At 66.7% G+C, this 9,936-nt stretch carries 8 protein-coding genes and 3 pseudogenes; 2 read left to right on the top strand and 9 right to left on the bottom strand.

Translation table 11 applies throughout. The features are described 5' to 3' along the window. Positions 1-159: 159 nt before the first annotated feature. Positions 160-804, top strand: a complete 645-nt coding sequence (locus ACIRJP_RS41155; RefSeq protein ID WP_404186161.1) for a GntR family transcriptional regulator — start codon at positions 160-162, stop codon at positions 802-804. Positions 805-897: 93 nt separating this feature from the next. On the opposite strand, the gene ACIRJP_RS41150 is transcribed toward ACIRJP_RS41155, so the two are convergent. Further along, the gene (locus tag ACIRJP_RS41150) at positions 898-1,803 is read right to left on the bottom strand and encodes a LysR family transcriptional regulator (protein ID WP_404186159.1); all 906 of its coding nucleotides are present in this window, start codon (positions 1,801-1,803) and stop codon (positions 898-900) included. Positions 1,804-1,936: 133 nt separating this feature from the next. Here ACIRJP_RS41150 and ACIRJP_RS41145 point away from each other — a divergent pair, with 133 nt between their 5' ends. After that, the gene (locus ACIRJP_RS41145; protein ID WP_404186157.1) at positions 1,937-2,965 is read left to right on the top strand and encodes an alcohol dehydrogenase catalytic domain-containing protein; all 1,029 of its coding nucleotides are present in this window, start codon (positions 1,937-1,939) and stop codon (positions 2,963-2,965) included. Positions 2,966-3,016: 51 nt separating this feature from the next. On the opposite strand, the pseudogene ACIRJP_RS41140 reads toward ACIRJP_RS41145, so the two are convergent. The 8 genes and pseudogenes from ACIRJP_RS41140 to ACIRJP_RS41105 all read right to left on the bottom strand — a co-directional run. Then, a pseudogene (locus ACIRJP_RS41140) lies at positions 3,017-3,157 on the bottom strand (IS5/IS1182 family transposase); the annotation flags it as partial. An 82-nt stretch (positions 3,158-3,239) separates the two neighbouring features. Next, a pseudogene (locus tag ACIRJP_RS41135) lies at positions 3,240-3,626 on the bottom strand (substrate-binding domain-containing protein); the annotation flags it as partial. Between the two features lie 573 nt (positions 3,627-4,199). After that, the gene (locus ACIRJP_RS41130; protein ID WP_404186155.1) at positions 4,200-5,192 is read right to left on the bottom strand and encodes an MFS transporter; all 993 of its coding nucleotides are present in this window, start codon (positions 5,190-5,192) and stop codon (positions 4,200-4,202) included. A 76-nt stretch (positions 5,193-5,268) separates the two neighbouring features. Next, entirely contained in the window at positions 5,269-6,252 is a 984-nt protein-coding gene (locus tag ACIRJP_RS41125; RefSeq protein ID WP_404186153.1) for a GNAT family N-acetyltransferase, read from the bottom strand. Positions 6,253-6,320: 68 nt separating this feature from the next. Then, positions 6,321-7,547, bottom strand: a pseudogene (locus ACIRJP_RS41120) (IS256 family transposase); the annotation flags it as partial. Positions 7,548-7,982: 435 nt separating this feature from the next. After that, entirely contained in the window at positions 7,983-8,189 is a 207-nt protein-coding gene (locus ACIRJP_RS41115; RefSeq protein WP_404186151.1) for a cupin domain-containing protein, read from the bottom strand. Between the two features lie 294 nt (positions 8,190-8,483). Continuing rightward, entirely contained in the window at positions 8,484-9,014 is a 531-nt protein-coding gene (locus ACIRJP_RS41110; RefSeq protein ID WP_404186149.1) for a DinB family protein, read from the bottom strand. Positions 9,015-9,148: 134 nt separating this feature from the next. Further along, entirely contained in the window at positions 9,149-9,430 is a 282-nt protein-coding gene (locus ACIRJP_RS41105) for a hypothetical protein (RefSeq protein WP_404186147.1), read from the bottom strand. Between the last annotated feature and the right edge of the window lie 506 nt (positions 9,431-9,936).

Below are 9,936 nucleotides of genomic sequence, written 5' to 3'. Positions count from 1 at the left end.
TCCTGCCCACCTTCGACTCAAGGACCTTGGAGAACCCGACCCCGCGTCGGGCCCTCACCATGCCCACCGGCCGACACGGCCTGAAACAACCTCGCTCAGCCGCCCAGCAGACCCAACTGAAACGCCGAGGCTAACCCAAGTTCGTAGAAGATGGGTCCCATGTCGACAACCGAGAGCGCCTCCGAGCGTGCCTATGCGGCCATCCGTGACGGCATTCTCAATGGAAAACACAAGCCGGGCACCATGCTGGGAGAGGCCTCCCTTGCCGCCGACCTCGGAGTGAGCCGCACCCCGGTCCGTGCAGCCCTGCACCGCCTCCAGGACGAAGGGTGGATCACCATCTACCCCAAGCGAGGCGCTCTCGTACGGGGCATGAGCGAGAAGGTCACCGCCGACCTCGCTGAAGCCCGTCTGATCATGGAAGCCACTGCCGTACAGCGCGCCGAGCCCGAGCGCAGGCATGAACTCGCCCAGCGCCTGGAAGCAGACGTAGAGCAGCAGAAGCAGGCCCTCGCCGACGGCGAACTCCACCGCTTCATCGAGCTCACCATCGGCTTCCACCGCGCCTTCGTGGAGGTCGGTGACAACCTGGTCATGCTCGAACTCAACGACCGGCTTGGCGACCGGCAGCGTTTCCTCCTGTTCAGCTATGGAGGGACCCTGCTCGCCCGCTGTGAGGACATCATCGCCGAGCACGAGGCGCTCATCGGGCACCTGCGCAGCGACGACCCCGACGGGTTTACCGAGGCGCTTCGCCTGCATCTGAGCGAGACGTACGGCCGTGACCTTCGGCATCTGTGCTGACGTGTACGGCGCTGCCGGGACGTCCTGAGCTTCGATGCACCGGTCCGGTCCAGAGGGCAGCGGCAGACTTTGTGCCGCTGCGGGCCTGCTGGATCAGCTCGCCGACTGCAGGTGCGCGGTGCGGGAGGCGGCAAGAACACCTGAGAGGTGGGCCAGGTCAGCGCCGAGCGAGGAATCAGCGCTCCACACCGCCTCGAAGGAGATCTGCACCTCGCGGCCGTCGTCCATCAAGGGCCGGTGGGGCACAGTGGGCGAGGTGAGCTTGGAGCGGGGCACCAGAGCAGAGCCCAGGCCCAGCTTGGTCCACTCTTCCAGCACGCTGTAGCTCGCGGCTTCGCCTGCGTACGTGTTGAGCGGCATCTCACGCGACTCGAACAGCTGTGTCGTGAACGTTGTCAGGCCGCAGGTGTTCGGTACGAGGATGAACTGTTCCTTGCCTGCCTCCGAGAGCTCCAGCGGCTTGTCCTCACCGGGTTCGGCGTGGACGACGACGATGGGCTCGACATCGATGACACGGTGTTCGTAGTGCGGCATCGCAGCAACGGCCGGAATTAGGATGATGTCGAGCCGGCCGGCCAGCAGCCCTTCCCGCAGCTCCTGCATATTCGCCTCGCGCAGGACGAGATCGCGCGGCACAGGCAGATCACACACCGCGCTGAATGCCCGGGCGACCAGACGTGAGCTGATCAGAGGCGAAACCCCCATGCGGATCTTCTGCTCACCAGGCTCAGTCAGCCGCCTGGCCTCGGCCGATACCGCGTCGAGCGCCGCCAGAGCGCGCTCGACGAGAGGCAGGATCCGCTTGCCGAAATCGGTCTGGGCCACCCCGCGCGGAGACCGGTCGAAGAGCCGGTCGCCAAGGCGCTCCTCCAGCTTCGCAATGCCGTTGGACAAGGCGGGCTGACTCACGCCGTACGCCCGGGCGGCAGCACTGAACGACTTCGTCTCGGCGACCGCCTGCGCATACCGCAAGCCTTCCAGGTTCAGACGGTCCATCATAACCATGCCCTATCGGAGTATTCGCGGATGTCTTCTACCGAGAGTAATCCACTCTGCTTAGGGTCGAGAGCAAGTCAGCCCGTCATAAATGCTGGCTATACAGATCGTCGCGTAGCGGAATGGAAAGAGCAGTATGACTGACTCCGTTGTCACCATGGTCGTGACCGAACCCGAGGGGCCCCTGGTCGCGTCCGTGACCGAGCCCGCGCCGCCTGCCGACGGATGGGTTCGCGTATCCGTCACCGCAAGCGGGGTGTGCAACGCCGACATCGGCACGGCGGCAGCCGCAGGCAAGGGCATCGCCTTCCCCGTCACTCCCGGGCACGAGGTCGCCGGGACTATCGCCGCGGTCGGTACCGGCGTAGTCGGCTGGTCGGTCGGCGACCGTGTGGCCGTTGGCTGGTTCGGTGGCAGCTGCGGACACTGCGCCTTCTGCCGGGTCGGTGACGTCGTGCATTGCGCGGAGCGCAAGGTCCCCGGACTGTCCTATCCGGGCGGCTGGGCCGAAAGCATCACCGTGCCTGCCGACGCACTCGCCCGTATCCCGGACGGCCTGGACTTCTTCGACGCGGCACCGTTCGGCTGCGCAGGCGTCACCACCTTCAACGCCATCCGCCAGGCGAACACGCCCGCCGGAGGACGGGTCGCCGTGTTCGGGCTTGGCGGTCTTGGTCACCTCGCAGTCCAGTTCGCGCACAACCTCGGATACGAGACGATCGCCATCGCCCGAGGAGCCGACCGCGAGAAGCTCGCCAAGGACCTCGGAGCGCACCACTACATCGATAGCAACGCCCAGGCCCCGGGCGCTGCCCTCACGGCGCTCGGCGGTGCCGATCTCATCGTCTACACGGCTTCCTCGACCGAACCGGTGAACGAACTCCTCACCGGCCTAAACGTCCACGGGCAGCTCACCCTGGTCGGCGTCGATGCCGGCTCCCTGACGGTGCCCGCCGCCCAGCTCGTCATGAACGGACAGATCGTGACCGGCCACCTCACGGGCAGCGCGCGTGAGACCGAGGAGGCCATGGCCTTCGCTCTCACCACCGGAGTACGCCCCATGATCGAGCGCATGCCTCTGCGACAGGCAGGCGAGGCCGTCTCACGCCTGAAGGCCGGGGCACCCCGCTTCCGTATCGTGCTGGACGCTGCCACCGCACAGTGAGACCCACAGCTGTCGGCGCGGAAGATCCACGCCGACAGCTGACCTGACTCGGACGACGCGGGTGACGTCGATGAGGCCGGCGTCGTCGAGCCGGTGCAGCACGGCTTCGTGCAGGCGGCCCCAGACGCCGGCCCGGGACCAAATCAGGAGCGGGCGGTGGGCGGTTGACTTCGATATGCCGAAGCAGGGCGCGGGGTCGAGCAGAACCATTTCCCACGCGGACCCGTCGTCAGCCCTGGCTCTGGGCCCGCTGCACCGCGTTGAACTCCCTGCGTCAAACTATCTGCATCGTAGGGACAGACCGCTCACCCGAGCCCCGGACGACCAGTCGCGTGGACACGGTGCGGGTGCGGGAGCGGTCTCTGTCGAAGCGTGCCAGAGCGGTAGTCGCCGCCGTCCTGCCGATTTCCTCGGGGTTCTGGGCGACGACGGTCAAGGCGGGTTCGCGTGCCTCGGCGAGCGGCGCGTCGTCGAAGGCGACGACGGCGACGTCCTTCCGTGCGCTGCGGGCGAGTTCGGTGACGACTCCCAGCGTGACGATGTTGTTGCCGGCGAACAGGGCTGTGGGGGGATCCGTCAGACCCAGTAGCTGGCGCGTGGCGGCGGAGGCCCCGTGCTGGTCGTGGGCGTTGATGACCAGGGAGCGGTCGTAGGGGAGCTGTACCGGCTGCTGCACGCCGTCGGCTCCCGGCAGTTCCTCTACCAGGGCGAGGGACACATGGCGCAGAGCCATGAATGGCACACCCCGGCCTGGTCGAGGACCACCCTACGACCCGTGGGATGAGGCCGAGGCGCTCGCCCTCGGCGAGCGGAGCGAGAACACCGAATCGGCCGAGGCCGCGCGGTAATGGCTGCGCACTCGTCTGCAGGACTTCCGGGTGCAGCGCCCGCGCGGCGGAGCACGCACGATGGCCTGCTCCGTGTGGCTGCGACCGGCTTCCTTCCAGGGGCGCGGACCGACGCGGTCACCGCCGCGGCGTACGGCCGCTGCGGCCTGGTGAACACATCACGCTCGGCCGGTTCCACGTCCATCCGCAGCGCTACCAGCGGCGTGCGCATCTATTACCGGCTCGTCGGCAGCGGCGTCGCCCAACTGGTCACGCTGCTGCATAAGATCGCTGAGCGCCATCACGCCGCAGTCTCTGCCATCCGCGACGCTTACCTCCAGTGCGCGGGTCGCGCTGGCGGGAACAGGAACACGTGGGGGCCAGTCCGAACTGACTGACCGTACTCGTTAGCCCAGCGCATGCCGACCCGCATTACGGGCGCTCCCGCGGGCGAGCGAGACCATAGCGAGCGCGCCGAGGGCTGGCCCGGGTGCCAGTAGGAGGAAGGCGTACTGCCAGCCGCCGCTGCCGGCCAGCGCAGGAACGCTGTTGATGGACACCACGGTCAGCAGGAAGCCGATCGCCGTCTGAACCGTGAGGGCGGTGCCGGTGTACCTCTGGTCCGCGACCTCGCTGAGTACTGTGGAGAACACGGCAGAGTCCGCAACAGCTGCAGCCCCCCACAGAGGCAGGAACGCCATCATCACGGCCCAGGGTGCGGCGAAGATGAGGGGCGAAACGGCGCAGCACAGGCTACTGATGGCCAGAGCAGTGCCAGCGGCCTGTGGCCGGCCGTAGCGGTCGGCGGCCCAGCCGCCAAGAAGGCATCCGGCCGCGCCGGCGACCCCGATGGAGATGAAGGCCGCAATGCCCAGGACCAGCTGTGAAGGTGGTTGTGCTCCGTCGCGGCTGGTGCTTGCGGCTATGTATGCGGGGAGCCAGGTCCACCAGGCATACAGCTCCCACATGTGCCCGAAATAGCCGAGGTTGGCCAGAAGCGGTCTGCGGTGGCGGAACATCTCAAGGATGTAGCGAGGCCTTGGCCGCATGCCTGTGGCCAGATGGGGTCCAGGACGCACCAGGTCGATGGTCAGTACGGCAGCGGTCATGCCGAGGGCGCTGGAGGTGAGCAGCACGGCCTCCCAGGGAAGGCCTGGCAGACCGTTGATCAGCTGAGGCAGGGCTGAACCGAGCGTCAGGGAGGCGACGAGGACGCCGAGAGCGAGCCCACGGCCGGCGCTGGGAAACCAGGAAGCCATCAGCTTCATGCCGACTGGGTAGACGCCTGCGAGACAGACGCCGACCACCATTCGGCATATCACCGCCAGGAGGAGGCCGTGAGCGAATAGAGGCAGCACAAGGCTGGCTGCGGCAGCGCCGAGCGCTCCGGCCGCTGCCACGTAGTGAGGCGGGACCCGGTCGGGCGAGGTATTGTCAAATCCTGTGGACTGACCCGACAGCCCAATGGCCGGTCGATCAAGCAAGCGGCTTGCGGTAACGGACGTACTCGTTCCGCCGCCGGAACCCCACACTCTCGTAAAGGTCGTAGGACCGGTGTGGATTTGCCGTGCCCGTGAACAGCCGAGCGGTCGTTGCACCCTGCTCGCGAAGGCTCCGCAGCCCGTCCAGCAGCAGGACCCGGCCGATTCCGAGGCGTCGCTGGTCCGTCCGGACACTCAGCTCTTCCACCTCGCCCACGGTGTGGTCGTGACGGCGGATGGAGCACAGGGCGACGCCGACCATGTCCTGCCCGTTCCAGGCAGCCCTCCAGCATGCCGGGTCGGCGGTGTCGACGAAGTCCTGGAAAGGCCATCTCTGAGTGAAACCGCGGTCCGCGTACGAATCGACGACCGTCCTCCAGGCTGCACGGTAGTGGCTTGTCCCGATCGGCCCTGTCCGTATCCCGGCTGGCAGCTCGCTGCCCGGCTCGGGCACCTGCTGCAGATCGCCCAGCTCCAGCTCGACCAGGCTGAAGACATGTCGGTAGCCGGCTGCGCGCAGAAGTGCCGTGGCGTCCTGCTCGGAGGCCATGGCGTTCGCGCCGATCACTGCCGTCCGCGCCGTTCCATGCTGTTTGACGAGCTGGCGGATCCGCTCTTCGGCCCAGCTCAGCATGGCTGAGCCGATGCCCTGGCCGCGATGCTCGGGCAAGAGGTAGCCGCGGTGCAGGTACAGCCACGTATCGTCTCGCTCTTGCCACCACCGGATCGTCGCGTAGCCGACGACGCTCTCGTCGAGCACCACCAGGATCTGGTTCTTGGACGGCTCCTCCAACTTGGCAGAAGCTTCGGCGATCTCGGCCGCTGTCGGGAGCCCTTCCACTACCGAATGGACATCGACCCGGTCCCGTTCAACACACCCCAGCCGCACCGCGGCCATGGCGCCGTGGTCTTCGTCGCCGCGATACGGCCGGAACCCGAGGCCGACCGGAAGGTCCTGTCCTGCCGTGCCATCCAACATGACCGGATGTTCTCGAACTTCGAGGCAGGTCCGCCACCCCATTCACGCCGCGGTCGTCTGCGACCGTTCAGGAGCTGGCCGCGTTCAAAGCGGGCCCCAGCGCGGACGAGGGCAACGAGGTGGGGTGCATTCACGGCTCGCCAGCGGGCCTGGGCGGACTCGACGAGCTTGAAGACCATCGCCAGGGCGGCGGCCCGGGATCCGGCGCCCTTGGTGACCTTGGTCCGCAGACGGACGGTCGCGAAGGTCGACTCGATGGGGTTGGTTGTCCGCAGGTGGATCCAGTGCTCGGCGGGGAAGTCGTAGAACGCCAGCAGCTCATCCTCGTCATCGACGATCTTCTTGACGGCCTTGGGGAACTTCGCGCTGTACTGCTTGGCGAACGCCTTGACCGCGGCGGCCGCGTGCCCCTTGTCCTCGGCGTTGTAGATGTCCTGGATGGCCTTCTTTGCCGCGGGCTGAGCTGACTTCGGGAGGCTGTCGAGGCAGTTGGCCGTCTTGTGAACCCAGCACCTTTGGTGGCGGGCTTCGGGGAAGACCTCGTTCAACGCGTTCCAGAAACCCAGGGCTCCGTCGCCGACGGCGAGGACGGGAGCGCGCATGCCGCGCCGCTGGCAGTCCCGCAGCAGGCTCGCCCAGGACTCCGAGGATTCGCGGTAGCCGTCGGCCATCGCGATTAGCTCCTTGGTTCCGTCAGCGCGCACGCCCATGACGACCAGGACCGCGGCCTTCGCCTCCTCCAGCCGTATGCGCAGGTGGATACCGTCGGCCCAGACGTAGACGTAGTCCGTGGTGGACAGGTCGCGCTCGCTGAACGCCTTGTGGTCGGCCTGCCACTGGGCGGTCAGCCGGATGACGGTGGCCGGCGACAGGCCAGCCGAGGAGCCGAGGAACTGCTCGAGCGCGGGCACGAAGTCCCCGCTGGACAGGCCGTGGAGGTAGAGGAGCGGCAGCACCTCGCTGATCTTCGGGGACTTGCGGCACCACGGCGGCAGGATCACCGAGGAGAACCGCTTGCGCTCGCCGGTTGCCTCGTTGATGCGCTTGTCGTTGATGCGTGGGGCCTTCACCTCGATCACCCCGACCGCGGTCGCGACCTTCCTGGTCTGGTGATAGCCGTTGCGGACCACCAGGCGGCGCCCACTCTCGTCCCGCTGGTCGGCCAACTCGGCGATGTAGGAGTTGACTTCAGCCTCCAGAGCGGCGGCCAGCATCCGCCTCGCGCCCTCGCGGACGATGTCGTCGATCAGAGAGCCGGTCTCGGTCGTTCCATCGGCATTCACTACGCTCAGCACGGGCGTGCCTTCCCAACCGACGGTGCAACGTCGGCCTACTCGATGACCAGAAGTCGATCACTCGGGAAGGTACGCCCTTCGCGTCCAACCCGAGGCCGATCCACAGGTCATGAGCATTGCTCCGGTCGGGCAGGTTGACCGCAGCAGAGGCGACCGCGCCGACGACGAAGCCGACTTGGACGGAAGACGTCAGCCACACAGCCTGGCTATCGCTGATGTGCCACGCAGCGCGAAGTGCCGGGACGACGGCTGAGGCGGAGAACCACATGGCCATGCTCAGGACCTGCACTGCCGCGATCAGGGCGAGCTGGATGTGTCGACGATGCACGTAGATCAGCGCTCCTGGTTGCATCATGGGTCAGTGGAGACGCACACCAAAGCAGATGTCATCGCAGTGCCCGCACATCGAGGTCGGCTGGGCTCCGGCTCCTGTGCTCACCTGGCGTTCTGTAGGTGACTGCGCTCCCCTGCGGGGCCGAGGAAGGGGAGGACATCGGCAGGTGCGGTCGTCGGGTCTGACTGGTGGGGCTGACCGGCGTCGTACTCTGCGGCGTCACCCGGCGCGAGTACGAAGGTCCGGTTCCGCAAGGTGAGCCGCAGGCGCCCGGACACGACGTAGAGCCAGTCGACTCCGTCGTGCATCGTCAAAGGGGATCCGAGCGGGGGCCCTGTGGGCTGGATCAGAAACCGGTGAGGGCGGACTTGGGGGACCGGTGAGCCAGCGCCATGTAGCAATTCCATCGACAGCGACAGGTTGCTGCGGTACGCGCGGATCCGGTGTTGTTCGCTTTGCGACCAGGTCGTCCAGAGATACCTGGTACAGACGGGCCAGCGGGACCAAGAGCTTCAGAGTGGGCCTGCGCTTGCCGTGCTCAAGGCACAAGAGGGTGTGCGGCCGGACGCTTCACGGAGGGCCTGGGGGCGCAGACGCCGCTCTTACACGTGGTCGAGGACGAGGTAGCCGTCGATGCGGCAGACCGTGTCCGAGTCGGGGTCCGGCGGCAGAGCGTGGCCGAGGTTCTGGGCCCGCACCTCGCTGATCCACTGGTCATGCTGGTACTCGTGGTTGACGAGAGCCGTGAGCAGGTGGGCGGCAATGACGTTCATCTGCGAACCAGCTTGGACGCGCCCCGAGATGATGTCGCCCATACGGGCGTGGACGCGTTCGGCAACTGCTGATCGGAAGTCCTGCAGCCGCTGGACCGTGGGCAGGGCGCCTCGGAGGCGTTCCGGCTGTGCCGAGTCCAACAGCGCGTCCAGTTCCGGGTCCGGGCTCGGCTCCGCGGCGGTGAGATTGCGGACCATGAAGTGGGCGACGTGGGCCTGGTGCCCCAGGTGCCACCCGATCGCGCTGGAGTTCTCGTGCGGGCGCCAGACCACCTCGTCGGGGCCCAGATCGCGCCACAGATCGTCCGTGTAGGCGCGGGCCCGGTCGTACTCGCGCAACAGTGCTTCTACGTCGTGCATCGGCTCACCTGTTCATCATGGGTCGGCTCCGCGTGTCAGGACTCTGTCGGCTCGGCGGCTGATTGCGACGGCCGGCAGAGCGACCGGGGCGGCCGCTCGGTGTGCAGGCAGAGCGGCCGCCCCGCGGTTCAGGCTCAGACGGTGTCGTAGATCCGGATGTCGGGGGCGGCGTCCAAGAGCGGCTTCAGCGCGCCCACGACGTCCGCCGTGAAGAGGGCGGACGTCAGGTACGCCTGGGCCTGCTCGGTGGTATCGAACGTGTGCAGCACCTGGACATCTTCGTCCCGGATCAGCAGTTCCTTGCCGGAGGCGCCGGGAATGGAATCCAGGAACGGCTTTTTGTATCGCGTGTAGACGTCGGCAGCCGCCGGCCGGTTCGAATCCGAAACCTGAAGCGTGATCTCCAGATAGGCCATGGGTGCTTCTCCTCTGTGAGGGATCGTTGTGCAAGAGCCACCATAGGATTTGCTATAGGCGTCCGGTAGGGGATCATCGGTGATCCGGAGATAACCTGCGGTTATGCCTCGGGTGGCGTTCGAGCGGCTGGGGCAGGTCGACCCGCCCCGCCACTTCTCCCCTCTGCGGGCTGAGCAGCAGGCCGCAGAGGGGAGCAGGACACCACAGCTTCATCAGTGGAGCCGGCGCCGCTGCGGCCATCCCTACAGAAGGAGGAGTGATGCCTTAGCCTGCTGCTATGAAAGATGCTTCCATACCATCTGCCGGTGAAGCTCTCGGATTGCTGCTGGAAGGAAATCTGCGGTTCGTTTACGGTGCCGCAGAACACCCGAACCAAGATGCATCCCGGCGCAGTGAAATTGCCCCCGCTTAGCCTTGATCCACCGATGTGACGGCCGTGGATGGCTCTTCGGGAAACGAGGAAGTGCCTTGTGACCTGCGATGATGGGAGTTCTTGAGGCTTCCA

This window comes from Streptomyces sp. NPDC102437, assembly GCF_044765565.1.
Taxonomy (GTDB): Bacteria; Actinomycetota; Actinomycetes; order Streptomycetales; family Streptomycetaceae; genus Streptomyces.
Note: the sequence above shows the minus strand (reverse complement) of the source record. Positions and strands in the feature narration are given on the sequence as shown.